The following is a 17378-nucleotide window of genomic DNA, read 5'->3' on the forward strand; positions in this document are numbered from 1 at the left end:
GTTTTCAGACGTCGTCTTCGCCGCTTTTTGTGGCACTCGCTAAAATACCCTCAGCCCGAAACATCGCTTTAATGCCTCTGACCGCCTGACGAATACGGTCGCTGTTTTCAATCAGGGCAAAGCGCACGTGCGTATCACCGTAATCCCCAAAGCCGATACCCGGCGACACACACACCTTCGCCTCCTGTAACAGCAGTTTGGCAAACTCAAGCGATCCCAGGTGCGCATAGTGGTCGGGAATTTTCGCCCAGACGTACATCGATGCTTTCGGGTTATCCACCATCCAGCCCGCCTCATGCAGACCTTTCACCAGCACGTCACGGCGGCGTTTATACTGCTCGGCAATATCGCGTACGCACTGCTGATCGCCTTCCAGCGCCGCAATCGCCGCCACCTGCAACGGGGTGAAGGTGCCGTAATCATGGTAGCTTTTGATACGCGCCAGCGCAGACACCAGCTCTTTGTTACCCACCATAAAGCCGATACGCCAGCCCGCCATATTGTAGCTTTTGGACAGCGTAAAGAACTCCACCGCCACATCACGTGCGCCCGGAACTTCCATGATAGACGGGGCTTTCCAGCCGTCGTAGACAATATCGGCGTAGGCGAGATCGTGGATCACCAGCACGTTGTACTGTTTCGCCAGCGCAATCACTCGCTCAAAGAAGTCCAGCTCCACACACTGCGCGGTCGGGTTTGACGGGAAGCCGAGGACCATCATCTTCGGCTTCGGATAGCTTTCGCGAATGGCGCGTTCCAGCTCGTTAAAGAAGTCGACGCCCGCTACCAGCGGCACAGAGCGCACCTGCGCACCGGCGATCACCGCCCCGTAGATGTGGATCGGATAGCTCGGATTCGGCACCAGCACGGTATCGCCGTGATCGAGCGTGGCCAGCATCAGATGCGCCAGCCCCTCTTTGGAGCCAATGGTGACAATCGCTTCCGATTCGGGGTCAATGTCCACCTGGTAGCGGTCGGCATACCAGCGTGAAATCGCACGACGCAGGCGGGGAATACCGCGTGAGGTGGAGTAACCGTGCGTGTCTTCGCGCTGCGCCACGGTGCAGAGTTTTTCCACGATATGCGGCGGCGTCGGGCCGTCCGGGTTACCCATACTGAAGTCGATAATATCTTCACCGCGACGACGGGCTGCCATCTTCAATTCGGAGGTAATGTTAAAAACATACGGGGGAAGACGTTCAATACGGGAAAAACGGCGTGGGGAATTATTGTCAGTCATAGCAACCTCTGATTCACGTAAGCGCCCGGACCATCCGAGCGACGCTGACCACTGCGGTGGTCGAGGAATCAACATATCTTACCTTTCTGTAACCTGTCGATAGGCAGAATAAAATTTTTTACTGGGCCGGGTTAATGCGCCCAAACAGCCAGTCATTCACCCATTTGCCACGTAACAGGTAATTATCCCGTAGTGTCCCTTCCAGCGTGAAGCCGTTTTTTTCCAGCACGCGACGCGAAGCATGGTTCCCCTCCACCACCTGCGCTTTCAACTTGTGAAACTCACACTCATTGAAGAGAAAATCACACAGCGCGCCCAGCGCTTCGCTGCCGTACCCCTGACCAAAACAGTCGTTCAACAGTGAGTAACCGACTTCCGCCTGACGATGCGGTGCCCACTCCGGGTTAGCTCCCATCAGCCCCACAGCCCGGCCATCCTCTTTGCGCCGCACCACCAGGCACAGCATGTGGAAACTGGTGATCTGCCAGGGAGCCAGACGGTCATGAAAACGCTGGCGGATATCGGCCAGTTGCGGCACCGCGCTGATAAATTTCATGCAGGTTTCATCGCTGTGTACCGCAAGGAACAGCTGCCAGTCTTCCGGCTGTAGCCGGGTCAGGATCAGTCGCTCAGTCGTGAGTTGCATAAGCCATCTCGCTAAAAGGGGAAAAACCACAAAGAACACATCTCTTTTATCTGCCGCTTTTTCGCCGTGTAATGATCCGCAGCAGTAAGGCCATGATAATGAATTTGTCACAGGAGAACGACAATGTCCCATCTCAAAATTGACAATATCCCGGATGCGATTCGCACGATAAAACACCAGCTACGCCAGCAGCTTCCCCACTACCGCGCCGTCTTTGCCGAGCTGGATGACGAGATGCACCTCCAGATCCATGCCCTTAAGGCAGAACAGCAGCGCGGCGAACATCCGGTGCCGGAACTTGATGCCAACGATATCCTGAACCATCGCGTCACAGAACAGCAAAAAAAACGCATCCGCCAGCGCGGCTGCTGCACGGTGCGTGGCGTCTTCCCCCGCGCGCAGGCCACGGAGTGGAACACGCATATTTGCCGCTATCTTGACGACAATCAGTTTGTTGAGAAGCTGCAAAATGCGGCGGAGGATAATTACTTTGGCGATCTGAAGCAGGGAAAGCCGCAGATTTATGGCGTTTACTGGTCACAGCCGCAGGTGCAGGCACGTCAGGATGCGCGGATGCAGGCGGTACAGGTGTTCCTCAATTCCCTCTGGCAGACCGAAAGCGCGGGTAAACAGCATTTTGATCCCACGCGTAGTGTCAGCTACGCCGATCGCATTCGCCGCCGTCCCCCTCATTCTGGCTCGCTGGGCCTGTCGCCGCACGTTGACGGCGGCTCACTGGAGCGCTGGCTGGATGAGAATTTCCGTCACGTTTACCGCCATGTCTTTAGCGGCCACTGGCAGCAATATAATCCGTTTGATGCCGAAGGACGCACCGAAGTACGCGAGTTCCCCTCTCCCGCCGTCTGCTCAATGTTCCGTACGTTCCAGGGCTGGACAGCGCTGACGCCGCAGCGCAAACACGGCGGTACGCTGAAACTGCTGCCAATTGCCAATGCGATGGCGTGGATTTTACTGCGCGCACTACAGGATGATGTGGCAGACGATGATCTGTGCGGTGCCGCGCCAGGGCGTGCCTTATCGGTCAGTGAAAAATTCCATCCTCTTTTACTTGAAGGTTTTTCCTCTATTCCTGATATGGAACCGGGTGACACGGTGTTCTGGCACTGCGACGTGGTGCATGCAGTGGAGAATGAACATCTGGGTGAGTTTGACAGCAATGTGATGTATATCGCTGCGGCCCCCTGGTGCGAAAAGAATGCCACCTATTTGCAACGCCAGTGGCCTGCTTTTGTCGACGGGCGTTCGCCACCGGATTTCGCTGCGGATAATTTTGAAGTCGATTTTTCTGGCCGGGCGACGGAAGACGATTTGACGCCATCAGGCAGGAAACAGATGCTATCCCAGGACGGTTAACATTTATTGTGGCGTAGGGGCGAGGCACGCCTCGTCCTGGATCACCCCGGGTCAGGCATGCCTGACCCCTACGCAGGGGATTTGCGCATTGCACCACGTTGATGCCTGGCACATCCCCCCCACATTCCCTATCATAGGCACATTATCCCCACCAGCCGAGACGCCCGTGCATTCGATGTTTGAGATGTTGCTCGCCGTGTTTGACCGCGCAGCGCTGATGTTAATCTGCCTGTTCTTCATTACCCGTACCCGCCATTTCCGCCAGCTCTTGCAAAAAGATGAGCATTCGCGCCAGGAACTGATCGCCGTCACCACCATTTTTTCGCTGTTTGCGCTGTTCAGTACCTGGACCGGGATCAACGTTGAAGGCTCACTGGTTAACGTTCGCACCATTGCGATTATGTCCGGCGGGATCCTGTTCGGCCCCTGGGTGGGCATTGCGACCGGGGTGATTGCCGGGACGCACCGCTTCCTGATCGACATTGATGGCGTCACCTCGGTGCCCTGCCTGATCACCAGCATTGTCGCCGGGGTGGTCTCCGGCTGGATCAATCTGAAAGTGGTCAAGGAGAAGCGCTGGAGCATTGGCATTATTGGCGGGATGGCCTGCGAATCACTGACCATGCTGCTGATTGTCGTCTGGGCCTCCCCGACTGCGCTGGGGCTGGATATTGTCTCGGAAATCGCCATTCCGATGATCCTCGGTGCGGCCAGCATCGGGCTGATCGTTCTGCTGGTGCAGAGCGTGGAGGGAGAAAAAGAAGCCATTGCCGCCCGTCAGGCCAAGCTGGCGCTGGATATTGCCAATAAAACCCTGCCGCTGTTCCGCCAGGTCAACAGCCAGTCTCTTAGCCAGGTGTGCCACATTATTCGTGATGACATCAATGCCGATGCGGTGGCAATGACCAACAACACCCAGATCCTCGCCTATGTTGGTGTGGGAGAAGAGAACTACCGCGACGGTGATGATGGCATCAGCCCGACCACGGCGGCTGCGATTTCGGAAGGGAAGATCATCATCAAAAACAATGATGAAGCCCACCGCACCCCTGAAATTCATTCGATGATCGTCATTCCGCTTTGGGAAAAAGGCGAAGTCACCGGCACGCTGAAAATTTACTACCGCCATGCTCACCGCATCACCTGGTCGTTGAAGGAGATGGCGGTGGGCCTGTCGCAGATTATCTCGACCCAGCTGGAAGTCTCGCGCGCGGAACAGCTGCGAGAAATGGCTAACAAGGCTGAACTGCGGGCATTACAGAGCAAAATTAACCCGCATTTCCTGTTTAACGCCCTCAATGCGATCTCCTCTTCCATCCGCATCAATCCGGACACCGCGCGCCAGCTCATTACCAATCTGTCCCGTTATCTGCGCTATAACCTGGAATTGAACGATGACGAGATCATTGATATCAAGAAGGAGCTTTACCAGGTGAAGGACTACATTGCCATCGAGCAGGCCCGCTTCGGGGATAAGCTGACGGTCATCTATGATATCGAAGAGGACGTCAACTGCTCACTGCCCAGCCTGCTCATTCAGCCGCTGGTGGAGAATGCCATCATGCACGGCATCCATCCCTTCCGGGGGAAAGGCGTGGTGACGCTGAGTATTCACGACCTGGGCGACCGGGTGCGCATTGCGGTGCGGGATACCGGGCAGGGCATCAGTGAAGATGTGATTGCACGGGTGGAACGTAATGAGATGCCGGGGAATAAAATCGGTCTGCTGAATGTCCATCACCGGGTGAAGTTGCTGTACGGTGAAGGACTGCACATTCACCGCCTGAATCCCGGCACGGAGATTGCCTTCTATATCAGTAAAAATGGTGCAGGTTTGCCTGAAAAACCCAGTATTTCTTTGGCCTGAACCCGAGGTATGACGTGAAAGCAATCATTGTAGAAGACGAGTTTCTGGCCCAACAGGAGTTGAGCTGGCTGATCCGCGAGCATAGCCAGATCACCATTGAAGCAACGTTTGATGACGGGCTGGACGTGCTGAAGTATCTGCAAACCCATCAGGTCGACGTGATTTTTCTGGATATTAATATCCCGTCACTTGATGGCATGCTGCTGGCGCAAAATATCAGTAAATTCGCCAATAAACCGCTGATCGTGTTTATTACGGCCTACAAAGAGCATGCGGTAGAAGCCTTTGAGCTGGAGGCATTCGACTACATTCTGAAGCCCTGGTCCGAAATGCGCCTCATTACCTTGCTGCGTAAGCTGGAAAATCATGTGCAGAGCAGCGCCTCGCTCAGTCCGGCGGCCACGCGTCCTGCGCCGCACACCATCAATCTGGTGAAAGACGAACGCATTATCGTTACCGATATTAATGATATCTACTACGCGGAAGCCCATGAAAAGCTGACGTTTGTGTATACGCGGCGCGAAGAGTATGTGATGTCGATGAACATGACGGAATTTTGTCAGCGGCTGCCGGATGAGTATTTCTTCCGTTGCCACCGATCCTACTGCGTCAATCTCAGCAAAATTCGTGAGATCGAACCCTGGTTTAACAACACCTATATTCTCAAACTACGCGATCTTGAGTTCCAGGTGCCGGTGAGTCGCAGCAAGGTGAAAGAGTTTCGGCAACTGATGCGGCTGTAATTCTCCGCATCCGTTGCCTTGTACAGGCGGGAATTACAGTACCAGACCAAGCGTCTGACGCAGATGCGCACCCGCGCCCAGCAGGCCTGGCTGATCGTGGGTGATCAGGTAAACCGGAATGCCGGAGACGTAATCTTTAAAACGGCCTTTATCTTCAAATGCTGCACGGAAACCGGAGGCTTTGAAGAACTCCAGGAAACGCGGAACAATGCCCCCGGCAATATATACGCCGCCGAACGTGCCCAGATTCAGCGCCAGGTTGCCGCCGAAACGCCCCATAATCACGCAGAACATGGACAGGGCGCGACGGCAGTCAGTGCAGCTGTCCTGCAAGGCGCGTTCGGTCACATCACGCGGTTTCAGATTTTCTGGCACCCGGTCATCTGATTTAACAATCGCCCGATAGAGGTTCACCAGCCCGCCACCGGAGAGAATACGCTCGGCAGACACATGGCCCAACTCTTCACGCAGCACTTCGAGGATCTGATCTTCTTCTTCGCTGTTCGCGGCGAAATCAACATGCCCCCCTTCCCCCGGCAGGCTGACCCAGCGCTTATCAACATGGACCAGATGTGCCACGCCCAGGCCCGTTCCCGCGCCATACACGGCCACCGGTTTGTCCTGCACCGGCGATTTACCGCCGAACTGCAACACATGGTCTTCCTTCAGCATCGGGATGGCCATGGATACCGCAGTGAAATCGTTGATGATTTCCAGCGTTTCAAAGCCCAGGCTGGCTTTCATCTTGCTGGTAGAGAACGCCCAGTCGTGGTTGGTCATTTCAACCCAGTCTTCAGTGATCGGGCAGGCAATGGCGATACAGCCATGTTTGATGTCCTGCTGCTGCTCATCGAGATAAGCGCGGATCACCGCTTCCAGATTGTCATACTCTGCTGTGGAAAACGTTTTGGCTTGTGAAATAGCACCGCTCTCAACTTCACACAGTGCCAGACGCGCATTTGTGCCGCCGACATCACCCACCAAGGCATAGCTGGTCATTATTGTTTTGCTCCGCTCAAGTCAATTAGACACACTATAAATTTCCCCCGCTAAAACAACAACGCTCACCGGGAAAAAGGTGAGCGTTAAATCTGATAATGGCTACCTTAACGGGATTAGTGTCCCTTTCCCACGGGCAACTGTCTGAATTGCGAGTCAAACGGCGGTTATCGGCTGTTACGCTGATGCAGTGCCTGCGTGACAGACGCCAGCAGCGGCGGAATATCCTGCTGTGGCAGTACAACTTCCACCAGCGACAGGCGTGATGGCGCCTCAAGCAGCGCCATCACCTCCCGCAGCTGTACCGTGTGCGTCACACGCCAGCTCTGCGCCTGACTGTCGACGTTCAATGCCTGCGGCAGACGCGTCCAGTCCCAGGGGGCAATATCGTTATAGCGCTGCTGTGCACCGTGGATGGCACGTTCGACAGTATAGCCGTCGTTGTTCAGCAGGAAGATCACCGGGTTTTGCCCGTCACGCAGCATGGTACCCAACTCCTGCACCGTCAGCTGCGCCGATCCGTCACCGATGATCAGCACCACACGCTGCTGCGGCTGCGCGGTCTGGGCACCGAAAGCGGCCGGCAGCGTGTAGCCAATCGATCCCCACAGCGGCTGCACCAGCAAACGTGCCCCTTCAGGTAAACGCAGCGCGGCAGCGCCAAATGCCGCCGTCCCCTGATCGGCCAGCACGATATCGCCAGGGCGCAGAAAGTCCTGTATTGCCAGCCAGAACGTGCTTTGTATCAGACTGTCCGAACTCGCGCTGTCCATTTCCGGCGGTGCCACAATCCCCCGCTGCCAGCCTCGACCATGCTGGCGTGCCAGTTGATGTAACACCGCCAGCGCCGCCGCCATCGGTATGCGCGGAAAATCACGTTCGGCTATCCGGCAGCCGTGCAGGCCAACATCAATGGTCCGACTGCGGGTGATGTTTTGCGTAAATCCGGCGGTAATGGTGTCGGTATATTTCACGCCAATCGCAATGAGCACATCGCTCTGCTCAATAACGGCCCGGGTACTTTCAGCGCTGGACGATCCGGCATAGGTTCCGGCAAAGCCATACTGGGTTTCCGGCAGCACACTTTTACCCATCAGCAGCGTGGCAAACGGCATCGGAATATCCGTTAGCCAGCGCTGTAAAAGGGGCTGTTGCCCGGCACGGTCGGCGAGAAAATCCGCCAGCATCGCCACGCTGCCCGCCGCGGCCAGCAGGCTTTCAGCCTTATCCGCAAAGGCGGCGAGCTGTTCCCGATCGATTTCCCGGGCCAGTGTCAGAGGATCAACAGGCGGCGGCAACGGACTTTCCGCCACATTGGTTGCCAGTAGCAGATAGACCGGGCGGCGCTCGGTTAATGCACACAACAGGACACGATCAATCTCTGCCGCCGCGTTGTCGGCGGTAAGCACCGTAGTGGCCACCGCGATTTCCTGATGCATGCGCAGGAAGTGACCGAAATCGCCATCACCCAGCGTGTGATGCAGCAGTTCGCCGTTGTTCTGCGAGGTTTGCGATGGGGCGCCTACGATATGAATTACCGGCAGATATTCAGCGTAACTGCCCGCCACGCCGTTCAGAGCGCTTAACTCACCGACGCCAAACGTGGTCAGCAGCGCCGCAACGCCGCGACAGCGGGCATAACCGTCAGCAGCATAGGCCGCATTCAGTTCATTGGCACAGCCGACCCAGGCCAGCCGGGGATGATCAATCACATGATCGAGAAATTGCAGGTTGTAATCACCGGGCACCCCAAACAGGTGATCGATACCGATTTCATTTAACCGCGCAAGCAGATAGTCACCCACCGTATAGCTGTTCATCGCCCTGCTCCTCTGTGGCTTCTGTTCTCAGTATTGGTGATTATTTTCATTCTGTTATCGGAAAGATGCCGGGTGAAATGGCAACAGATCGTTACGGGCCAGGAATTATCCTTAAGTTGCGATCCGCCGCCCGATTTCATTCAGTGTAACCGTATACACTACTATGCTGTTCAACGACCCCAACGTTTTAACAACAGGATTTATTCATGGTTTATCAAGCAGATGCCCAGCGGTACGAGACAATGACTTATCACCGCTGCGGGCGCAGCGGCCTGAAGCTCCCGGCCATCTCCCTCGGTTTGTGGCATAACTTTGGTGACAGTACCCGCGTAGATAACAGTCGTGACCTGCTGCGTCATGCTTTTGATAACGGTATCACTCATTTCGATCTGGCCAATAACTATGGCCCCCCTCCGGGTTCGGCTGAAGAAAATTTTGGCCGCATCCTGCGTGAGGATTTCCGCGCCTTGCGTGATGAACTGGTGCTTTCCAGCAAAGCCGGTTACACCATGTGGGATGGCCCTTACGGCGACTGGGGATCGCGCAAGTATCTGATTTCCAGCCTCGACCAGAGCCTGAAACGTATGGGCGTGGAGTACGTGGATATTTTCTATCATCACCGCCCGGACCCGGAAACACCGCTGGAAGAGACCATGACCGCCCTTGACCATCTGGTACGCCAGGGTAAGGCACTGTACGTTGGGTTATCTAACTACCCGGCAGAGTTAGCAGCGCAGGCGATCACCCTGCTGAAAGCACTCGGAACCCCTTGCCTGATCCATCAGCCGAAGTATTCGATGTTTGAACGCGCCCCGGAAACAGGACTGCTGGATGTGCTGGCAGAACAGGGGGTTGGCAGCATCGCCTTCTCACCGCTGGCCGGTGGCATGCTGACCGACCGCTATCTTAACGGTATCCCTGAGGATTCCCGTGCCGCCAGCGGCAGTCGCTTCCTGAGTGGTGATCAACTGACGCCAGAGAAGATGGATAAAGTTCAGCGTCTGAATGCGCTGGCGCAGCGCCGTGGGCAGAAACTGTCGCAGATGGCGCTGGCCTGGGTGTTGCGCGGCGACCGGGTCACCTCGGTGCTGATCGGTGCCAGTAAAACCAGTCAGATTGATGATGCGGTGCAGATGCTGGGTAACCGTCGCTTTAGCGCCGATGAACTGGCTGAGATAGAAACGATTCTCGGTTAATATTTCAGTACGCCCGCTATCAGGGCCGATCAATAAAAAGATCGGCCCTTACCGTTAACCCCGCCTCTGCTCCCTCCAGATAAATCCCAAATCAACCTGTTCCCTGTTTTTTCAGAGTTCGCCAGGCGTAACGGCGATGAAGTGTTTATATTGTGCTCCTACGGTGGGGAAGTCAGACCACTGATAAAGGAGATAATATGAAACGCTTATTGCTTGTTGCCACGTTGCTGGCAAGTTTATCCCCGTTGGCGATGCACACAGCTCACGCCGACAGCGCCCGTATTACACTGGCGCCTGGCATTACACTGCATTTAGGCGATCGCGACGATCGTGGACGTTACTGGGATGGCGGCCGCTGGCGCGACAATCACTGGTGGCGTAATAATTATCGCTACGATGAGGGCCGCTGGTGGCGACACGAGCAGTGGCGCCGTCATGAAGAAATGCGCCGTCATCAGGAGTGGGAGCGGGAACGTCGCTGGCGCGACCACGATCGTCGCCGCGAATGGCGCCATCATGAGAATGAGCGACGTCATCATGAACGCGACCGTCACGACCGCTGGTAACAGCATGTCGCATGCCCGGCCCCAGATAAATGGGCCAGGCATGCCTGGCCCCTACAGATTTATCGCCATCGCGATAAGCAGATAACCATTCAGCACCACCACCACGGCCACAATGGCGCGGCCGACATTCTGCATCAGACGCGAGTTCACCATATCGCCCATCAGCTCACGATTGCCGGTAAAGGCCAGCAGTGGCACCAGCGCCAGCGCAATACCAAAACTTAACAGCACCTGGCTCATCACCAGAATGCGTGTTGGCTCCCAGCCCGCCATAATCACAATAAAAGAAGGCAGCATGGTGACCACGCGGCGCACCAGCAGTGGAATATGGAAGCGGATAAAGCCCTGCATCACCACCTGACCCGCCATGGTCCCCACCACCGTAGATGATAAACCGGCAGCCAGCAGGCTCAGACCGAACACCATGGCGGCGGCTTTACCCAGCAGCGGATCAAGGGTCAGGTAGGCCTGGTCAAGGTCAGCAATACCGCTGTGACCGCTAAAATGAAACGTCGCCGCTGCCGTTGCCATCATCGCCAGGTTAACAAAACCCGCAATCGTCATCGCAATCGCCACGTCCAGTTTGGTGGAGGCGTAACGCTCAGTCCGCGTGGCGCCATCACCTTTTTGTGTCAGCGACGAGTGCAGATAAATGACATGAGGCATAATCGTCGCCCCCAGCACGCCAGCCGCCAGTAATACGGCATCCGCCGTGGGCAGCGAAGGCACGGCCATTCCCTGGAGCAAATCGACCACTTTCGGCTGAGAGAAGAACAGCTCGATCACATAAGCGGCGGCAACAAACAGCAGCAGCCCCCCGATCACCAGCTCCAGTGGCTTCTGGCCGCGACTTTGCAGCATCAGGATCAGGAAGGTGGCGACCCCGGTGAGCATCGCGCCCTGTAACAAACTGACGCCGAACACCAGTTTGAAACCGATCGCAGCGCCAATAAATTCAGCAAGATCGGTCGCCATCGCGATAATTTCTGCCTGCACCCAGTAAAACCAGACGGCGGGACGGGGGAAGCGGTCGCGGATATGCTCGGCCAGGTTTTTGCCGGTGGCGATGCCCAGCTTGGCTGACATCAGCTGGATGACCATCGCCATAATGTTCGCCCACACCACCACCCACAGCAGGGTATAGCCGTAGGAAGCCCCTGCCTGGATATTGGTTGCGAAGTTGCCGGGGTCGATGTAGCCAATTGCCGCAATAAAGGCTGGCCCCATTAAGGCAAATTTGATTTTACGACTACTGCGAATGTTCTGCTCCGCAGTGCGGCTTCCGAACATAGTTGTTACCCCTGAGACGATTCACCCGGCAACTATAGTGCCTTTAATTGATAATGATTATCAAGTGCATTTAGAACGGTTATTCTGATTGCAGTGATAGCCAACACTATGAAGTATAGCACTGGCTATACTTTGGAATAAATTACGGCATAGCCAAAAAATCAGCAACCGTTTTCACTGTAGGGTATTCGGAAATCACTTACCAGCTAGGGGGTCATTTTTTCAGCAAAAGAGTGTTGCAAAGCATTAGTGGATCGAGCATTAAAGTGCCTGAACGTAACGAAATGGGTTCAAATGGGTTGAAAACATGTGACGGCTCAAGCTTTTCTGAAATCTGATGCAATAGGGAATTGTTATATTGCGGTATAGATCTCGTTTTTCCGGTTCTTGTTACATAGAATGTGCAACGAAATATAACAGCCCTCTAATTTGGAGCAAATATGTCCCGCATTCTGCACTTTGCTTTGGCACTGGCGATGGTCGCCCTGTTGGCCTTGTTGGTCAGCCGCGATCGTAAAAACATCCGTATCCGTTTTGTGGTACAGCTTTTAGTGATCGAAGTTCTGCTTGCCTGGTTCTTCCTGAACTCAGAAGCGGGCCTCGGGTTCGTTAAAGGTTTTTCTGATATGTTCGAAAAATTGCTGAAGTACGCGGCGGAAGGGACCAACTTCGTCTTTGGCAATATGAGTGATAAAGGCCTGGCCTTCTTCTGGCTCAACGTCCTCTGCCCTATCGTGTTTATCTCTGCGCTGATCGGTATTTTGCAGCATTTCCGCATCCTGCCCATCATCATCCGCGCCATCGGTACCGTGCTGTCGAAGGTCAACGGCATGGGTAAACTGGAATCTTTCAACGCCGTAAGTTCACTGATTTTGGGACAGTCAGAAAACTTTATTGCCTATAAAGATATCCTCGGCAAGATGTCAGAGCGCCGTATGTACACTATGGCCGCTACCGCGATGTCCACGGTGTCGATGTCAATTGTGGGTGCCTACATGACCATGCTTCAGCCGAAGTATGTGGTGGCCGCGCTGGTGCTGAACATGTTCAGTACCTTTATTGTGTTGTCGCTGATTAACCCGTACCGCGTGGACAGTGAAGAAGACCTGAAACTGGGTAACACCCATGAAGGCCAGAGCTTCTTTGAAATGCTGGGCGAGTACATTTTGGCCGGTTTCAAAGTGGCGGTGATTGTTGCCGCGATGCTGATCGGCTTTATCGCCCTGATCTCTGCCATCAATGCCCTGTTTGATACCATTTTCGGTATCAGCTTCCAGGGTATCCTCGGCTATGTGTTCTTCCCGTTTGCCTGGGTGATGGGCGTGCCGAGCAATGAAGCGTTGCAGGTCGGTAGCATCATGGCCACCAAACTGGTGTCGAACGAGTTTGTGGCGATGATGGATTTGCAGAAGATTGCCTCCACCTTGTCACCACGCGCGGAAGGCATCCTGTCCGTGTTCCTGGTTTCCTTTGCTAACTTCTCGTCTATCGGTATCGTTGCCGGGGCGATCAAAGGGCTGCATGAAGAACAGGGTAACGTGGTATCCCGCTTCGGTCTGAAACTGCTGTACGGCTCAACGCTGGTGAGTGTGCTGTCGGCATCCATTGCCGGTCTGGTGCTGTAATCACCTGGCGGGGCCTCTGGCCCCGCTTTCTTTCCTTCCCTGCCTTCCCGTCTACGCTAAGCCTTCCCACGCCTCAACCGCCTCACAGACGCTTAAACAAAGCCTAAGAGTGACCACCAACGATCCTGTCGCTGAAAAAATATTCGGAGGGGGGAAATAGAAACGAAAAAAAATCCGCCGAAGCAGATTATGGGTACATCATCGAAATTATTGAGAATTTGGTGGAGATAAGCGGGATCGAACCGCTGACCTCTTGCATGCCATGCAAGCGCTCTCCCAGCTGAGCTATACCCCCACTACTAAACTCTGCGTTTTTCGGTGCCACCCCATCTGCTGGTGAAGATGTGGTGGAGATAAGCGGGATCGAACCGCTGACCTCTTGCATGCCATGCAAGCGCTCTCCCAGCTGAGCTATACCCCCAAGCCGAAAAACTCTGTCGTGTTGACGGCGGGGATAATATGAAACAGTGGGGTTGGTGTCAACGCCAAAATAACAATCTGAGATCGATCGCTGAAAAAGCCGTCAAAGCGCCCAGAAAAGCGCTAACCCTCTGTTTTTATCACACCTGTAACGCATTACGCGCTGACTCCCCTGTATTGTGTTAATCACACGTTAATAATGAGCCTAAAAGCTACTTGTTTTTGTTAATTGACCATGCAAGACTGCGCCGGATTTTGAATGCCAGGCCTACTCCGTGACGGATGATCACCTATTTTCAGAGAGCGGCGAAATCTGGCACTTTACCAGCAACTCACAACACCAGAGCTATTATGTCCTTGCACACTCCAAAAGAGATTTCGGCTGTCGTCGTTCAGGCAGGCGTGATCAAAAGTCGTACCCCGATTTCCTCTTTATTTATCCTGGGCTTTCTCGCCGGTTCTTTTATCGCCTTTGGTTTTCTTCTCTATATTCATGTCGTCACCCAACTGCCCGTTGGCTGGGGGTCATTTGGCACGCTGCTGGGAGCGGCGGTTTTCCCGGTAGGGATTATCCTGACCGTGCTGGCGGGGGGAGAGCTGCTAACAGGCAACATGATGTTGCTGCCCGTTGCGTGGTTTGCCCGCCAGATTTCTGCGCTGAGTGTCATGCGTAACTGGTTCTGGGTCACCCTCGCTAACTTTATTGGCAGCGTCACCATCGCCTGGTTCTTCGGCCATATGCTGGGAATGACGGAAGGGGATTATCTGAAGAAAACGGTCGCCGTTGCCAGCGCGAAAGTGAATGCCGATTTCCTGCACGCCTTTATTTCTGGTGTCGGTTGTAACTGGCTGGTGTGTCTTGCCACCTGGATTGCGTTTGCCAGTAAAGATGTGGTGGGCAAAATCTTCGGGATGTGGTTCCCGATCATGGCGTTCGTTGCCATTGGCTTCCAGCACGTGGTCGCCAATATGTTTATCGTTCCTGCTGCCATTTTTGCGGGCTACCTGAGCTGGGCCGAATACCTGCCTAACTTTGTTGCGGTGTTTCTTGGCAATGCGGTTGGTGGCGCTATTTTTGTCGGTCTGGCCTATTTTGTCGCTTACCGCGCCCCACAACCTGAAAGCTCTGTTTCCCGCTAATATGAGTATCCCCTGCTGTTTTAGGGGATATTTCTCGATCCAGCACCACTTTTTTACACTTTGCCCTGCCAAGGTTAGTAATTTGTGTTAGTTGTTCGCGTGATGAATTGTTGTAATATGCTAATGACTTTTATTCGGCAAAAGGGACAAGAGCGTGAAAAAGGATTGGTTAACGCCGGAAGAACTGGCACAGCAAACAGGTTTTAGCAGACAGACTATCAATAAGTGGGTTAAGAAAGAAAACTGGACGACCGCACCGAAACCCGGCGTTCAAGGTGGGAAAGCGCGCATGATTCATATTGATGAGCGCGTGAAAGTCTTTCTTAAATCCACACGTCATGCAGCAGAACCGAATGCTCAATATCGTGTAAATCAGAATTCGCTTCCTTCACTGTTAATCACTTCTCTGCAGCAATTGAGCGGTGAAGAACAGGACAAACTGGCAGCCATGCTGCTGCGCGAGGGTATTCAGGGGATTTTGCAACGACTGGGCATTAATGACTGATTAAAAACCCCGGCAATAAGCCGGGGTTTTTTTATGCTGTCTGTCAGGCTTCGCGGGTGGCGATAAACGCCAGCGCTTTTTCAATGCGTGCCACACTGCGTGAACGCCCAATGGCATGCACGGTCACATCAAGCGCAGGCGACTGCCCTGCCCCTGTTACCGCAACACGTAACGGCATACCGACTTTACCCATACCGATTTCCAGCTCATCGGCCGTTGCCTGAATGGCATGATGGACATTTTCAGCCGTCCAGTCGGTAATGGCAGCCAGCTTGTCACGCACCACTTCCAGCGGCTGACGCGCGACCGGGCGCAGGTGTTTCTTGGCTGCATCGGCATCAAATTCGTCAAATTCTTCATAGAAGTAACGACATGACGCGGCCATCTCTTTCAGCGTCTTACAACGCTCGCCCAGCAGGGTAACCAGTTGCGCCAGCTCCGGACCGGTGCGGGTATCGATGTTTTCCTGCTCGATATGCCATTGCAGATGGGTCGCAACGTATTCCGGTGCCAGGGTGTTGATATAGTGATGATTCAGCCACATCAGCTTTTCAGTATTAAAGGCGCTGGCAGATTTGCTGACCACATCAAGGTCAAACAGCGACTTCATCTCATCAATCGTGAAGATCTCCTGATCGCCATGAGACCAGCCCAGGCGCACCAGATAGTTAAGCAGGGCCTCCGGCAAGTAGCCGTCATCACGATACTGCATCACACCCACTGCACCGTGGCGCTTAGACAGCTTCTTGCCGTCATCACCCAGGATCATAGAAACGTGCGCGTAAACCGGCACCTGTGCACCAATGGCTTTCAGGATGTTGATCTGGCGCGGGGTGTTGTTGATATGATCTTCACCACGGATAACGTGGGTAATTTCCATGTCCCAGTCATCGATCACGACGCAGAAATTGTACGTTGGTGCACCGTCGGTACGACGAATAATCAGATCGTCGAGTTCCTGGTTGCTGAACTCGATGGGACCACGGATCTGATCGTCAAAGATCACAGAGCCTTCCTGCGGGTTGCGGAAACGCACCACGCAAGGTTCATCATCGGCGTGATGCTCATGGCTGTCGCGGCAGCGGCCGTCATAACGTGGCTTCTCGTTGTTAGCCATCTGGTTTTCACGCAGCGCTTCCAGACGTTCTTTCGAGCAGTAGCACTTATAAGCGCTGCCTGCTTCCAGCATCTGATCAATCACCGCGTTATAGCGGTCAAAACGTTTGGTCTGGTAGTACGGGCCTTCATCCCAGTCGAGATTCAGCCAGTTCATGCCATCCATAATGGCATCGATCGCCTGCTGAGTTGAACGCTCCAGGTCGGTATCTTCGATACGCAGCACAAACTCACCGCCGTGATTGCGGGCAAACAGCCAGGAGTAAAGTGCGGTACGAGCGCCGCCAACATGCAGGTAACCAGTTGGGCTGGGAGCGAAGCGGGTTTTGATTTTCATTAATGAATGCCTTATTACGCGGAGGCTTTGGCCAGAGTCAGAACAATTTTTTCGTGGGCCACATTCTATCACCTGCGGGCGAATCCTCAACGCGAATCCCTGTTTGCAGCCAGGGATTCGCCCCCATGGTGCTCAGCAAGCCACTGTTTTTGCCTGAAATGAGAACATCCTGATTATTTTTACGACGAACACACATTTTACGCTGAAAAAGCGTTGACTCATTTCCGCGTATCCCTATAATGCGACTCCACACAGCGGGGGTGATTAGCTCAGTTGGTAGAGCATCTCCTTTACACGGAGGGGGTCGGCGGTTCGAGCCCGTCATCACCCACCATTCATGATATGAATGATGCCCGCGTAGTAAGCAGTACCCAGAGATTTGAGATGTGGGTGATTAGCTCAGTTGGTAGAGCATCTCCTTTACACGGAGGGGGTCGGCGGTTCGAGCCCGTCATCACCCACCATATCTCGGTGAAGTCTTGGTAAGCAGTAAC

14 protein-coding genes and 4 tRNA genes are annotated in these 17378 nt (G+C 54.3%); 10 read left to right on the plus strand and 8 right to left on the minus strand.

Annotated elements, in window-relative coordinates:
• Positions 1-4 precede the first annotated feature (4 nt).
• Positions 5-1240 carry an alanine transaminase gene (gene alaC, locus FY046_RS04275; RefSeq protein WP_133841229.1) on the minus strand — a complete coding sequence of 412 codons (1236 nt, stop codon included), beginning with the start codon at positions 1238-1240 and terminating at the stop codon, positions 5-7.
• 118 nt (positions 1241-1358) lie between these two features.
• Positions 1359-1886: a GNAT family N-acetyltransferase gene (locus tag FY046_RS04280; RefSeq protein ID WP_133841228.1), complete on the minus strand. Its 528-nt coding sequence runs from the start codon at positions 1884-1886 to the stop codon at positions 1359-1361.
• A 123-nt stretch (positions 1887-2009) separates the two neighbouring features.
• Between FY046_RS04280 and FY046_RS04285 the strand changes: the two genes are divergently transcribed.
• From FY046_RS04285 to FY046_RS04295, 3 genes are all read left to right on the plus strand, one after another.
• Positions 2010-3260, plus strand: coding sequence for a DUF1479 domain-containing protein (locus FY046_RS04285; RefSeq protein WP_446185784.1), 1251 nt, complete (start codon positions 2010-2012; stop codon positions 3258-3260).
• Positions 3261-3444: 184 nt separating this feature from the next.
• Positions 3445-5127, plus strand: a complete 1683-nt coding sequence (locus tag FY046_RS04290; protein WP_159336681.1) for a sensor histidine kinase — start codon at positions 3445-3447, stop codon at positions 5125-5127.
• 14 nt (positions 5128-5141) lie between these two features.
• Entirely contained in the window at positions 5142-5870 is a 729-nt protein-coding gene (locus FY046_RS04295) for a LytR/AlgR family response regulator transcription factor (RefSeq protein ID WP_133841226.1), read from the plus strand.
• A 33-nt stretch (positions 5871-5903) separates the two neighbouring features.
• Here the strand turns inward: FY046_RS04295 and glk are convergent, their stop codons facing one another.
• Together glk and FY046_RS04305 are read right to left on the minus strand one after the other, a co-directional pair.
• Positions 5904-6869: a glucokinase gene (gene glk, locus FY046_RS04300; protein WP_133841225.1), complete on the minus strand. Its 966-nt coding sequence runs from the start codon at positions 6867-6869 to the stop codon at positions 5904-5906.
• A 167-nt stretch (positions 6870-7036) separates the two neighbouring features.
• Positions 7037-8689 carry an alpha-keto acid decarboxylase family protein gene (locus tag FY046_RS04305; RefSeq protein WP_133841224.1) on the minus strand — a complete coding sequence of 551 codons (1653 nt, stop codon included), beginning with the start codon at positions 8687-8689 and terminating at the stop codon, positions 7037-7039.
• Positions 8690-8895: 206 nt separating this feature from the next.
• Here FY046_RS04305 and mgrA point away from each other — a divergent pair, with 206 nt between their 5' ends.
• Positions 8896-9885 carry an L-glyceraldehyde 3-phosphate reductase gene (gene mgrA, locus FY046_RS04310; RefSeq protein ID WP_133841223.1) on the plus strand — a complete coding sequence of 330 codons (990 nt, stop codon included), beginning with the start codon at positions 8896-8898 and terminating at the stop codon, positions 9883-9885.
• Between the two features lie 197 nt (positions 9886-10082).
• Positions 10083-10451 carry a DUF2502 domain-containing protein gene (locus FY046_RS04315; protein ID WP_159336160.1) on the plus strand — a complete coding sequence of 123 codons (369 nt, stop codon included), beginning with the start codon at positions 10083-10085 and terminating at the stop codon, positions 10449-10451.
• A 51-nt stretch (positions 10452-10502) separates the two neighbouring features.
• Here the strand turns inward: FY046_RS04315 and FY046_RS04320 are convergent, their stop codons facing one another.
• Positions 10503-11741, minus strand: a complete 1239-nt coding sequence (locus tag FY046_RS04320; protein WP_133841221.1) for an Nramp family divalent metal transporter — start codon at positions 11739-11741, stop codon at positions 10503-10505.
• Positions 11742-12181: 440 nt separating this feature from the next.
• Here FY046_RS04320 and FY046_RS04325 point away from each other — a divergent pair, with 440 nt between their 5' ends.
• On the plus strand, positions 12182-13366 hold the full coding sequence (locus tag FY046_RS04325) for a NupC/NupG family nucleoside CNT transporter (RefSeq protein WP_133841220.1): 1185 nt from the start codon (positions 12182-12184) through the stop codon (positions 13364-13366).
• Between the two features lie 219 nt (positions 13367-13585).
• Here the strand turns inward: FY046_RS04325 and FY046_RS04330 are convergent.
• Together FY046_RS04330 and FY046_RS04335 are read right to left on the minus strand one after the other, a co-directional pair.
• Positions 13586-13661: transfer RNA gene (locus FY046_RS04330), tRNA-Ala, on the minus strand.
• A 50-nt stretch (positions 13662-13711) separates the two neighbouring features.
• Positions 13712-13787 (minus strand) — tRNA-Ala (locus FY046_RS04335).
• 350 nt (positions 13788-14137) lie between these two features.
• Here FY046_RS04335 and FY046_RS04340 point away from each other — a divergent pair.
• Positions 14138-14926 (plus strand): formate/nitrite transporter family protein, encoded by a 789-nt coding sequence (locus FY046_RS04340; protein ID WP_446185785.1) that lies wholly within the window; start codon positions 14138-14140, stop codon positions 14924-14926.
• Positions 14927-15080: 154 nt separating this feature from the next.
• A complete protein-coding gene (locus FY046_RS04345; RefSeq protein ID WP_133841218.1) occupies positions 15081-15431 on the plus strand; it encodes a YfeC-like transcriptional regulator in 351 nt (116 codons plus the stop codon).
• A 43-nt stretch (positions 15432-15474) separates the two neighbouring features.
• Here the strand turns inward: FY046_RS04345 and gltX are convergent, their stop codons facing one another.
• Positions 15475-16884, minus strand: a complete 1410-nt coding sequence (gene gltX / locus FY046_RS04350; protein WP_133841217.1) for a glutamate--tRNA ligase — start codon at positions 16882-16884, stop codon at positions 15475-15477.
• Positions 16885-17142: 258 nt separating this feature from the next.
• Here gltX and FY046_RS04355 point away from each other — a divergent pair.
• Positions 17143-17218, plus strand: a tRNA-Val gene (locus FY046_RS04355).
• A 54-nt stretch (positions 17219-17272) separates the two neighbouring features.
• A tRNA-Val gene (locus tag FY046_RS04360) sits at positions 17273-17348 on the plus strand.
• The last annotated feature ends 30 nt before the right edge of the window (positions 17349-17378 follow it).

The organism is Erwinia sp. 1181_3 (assembly GCF_052824965.1).

Bases quoted from the DNA above. Each gene is read 5' to 3' on its own strand.
- alaC (WP_133841229.1), bottom strand. From the start codon at position 1,240: ATGACTGACAATAATTCCCCACGCCGTTTTTCCCGTATTGAACGTCTT.
- FY046_RS04280 (WP_133841228.1), bottom strand. From the start codon at position 1,886: ATGCAACTCACGACTGAGCGACTGATCCTGACCCGGCTACAGCCGGAA.
- FY046_RS04285 (WP_446185784.1), top strand. From the start codon at position 2,010: ATGTCCCATCTCAAAATTGACAATATCCCGGATGCGATTCGCACGATA.
- FY046_RS04290 (WP_159336681.1), top strand. From the start codon at position 3,445: ATGTTGCTCGCCGTGTTTGACCGCGCAGCGCTGATGTTAATCTGCCTG.
- glk (WP_133841225.1), bottom strand. From the start codon at position 6,869: ATGACCAGCTATGCCTTGGTGGGTGATGTCGGCGGCACAAATGCGCGT.
- FY046_RS04305 (WP_133841224.1), bottom strand. From the start codon at position 8,689: ATGAACAGCTATACGGTGGGTGACTATCTGCTTGCGCGGTTAAATGAA.
- mgrA (WP_133841223.1), top strand. From the start codon at position 8,896: ATGGTTTATCAAGCAGATGCCCAGCGGTACGAGACAATGACTTATCAC.
- FY046_RS04315 (WP_159336160.1), top strand. From the start codon at position 10,083: ATGAAACGCTTATTGCTTGTTGCCACGTTGCTGGCAAGTTTATCCCCG.
- FY046_RS04320 (WP_133841221.1), bottom strand. From the start codon at position 11,741: ATGTTCGGAAGCCGCACTGCGGAGCAGAACATTCGCAGTAGTCGTAAA.
- FY046_RS04325 (WP_133841220.1), top strand. From the start codon at position 12,182: ATGTCCCGCATTCTGCACTTTGCTTTGGCACTGGCGATGGTCGCCCTG.
- FY046_RS04340 (WP_446185785.1), top strand. From the start codon at position 14,138: ATGTCCTTGCACACTCCAAAAGAGATTTCGGCTGTCGTCGTTCAGGCA.
- gltX (WP_133841217.1), bottom strand. From the start codon at position 16,884: ATGAAAATCAAAACCCGCTTCGCTCCCAGCCCAACTGGTTACCTGCAT.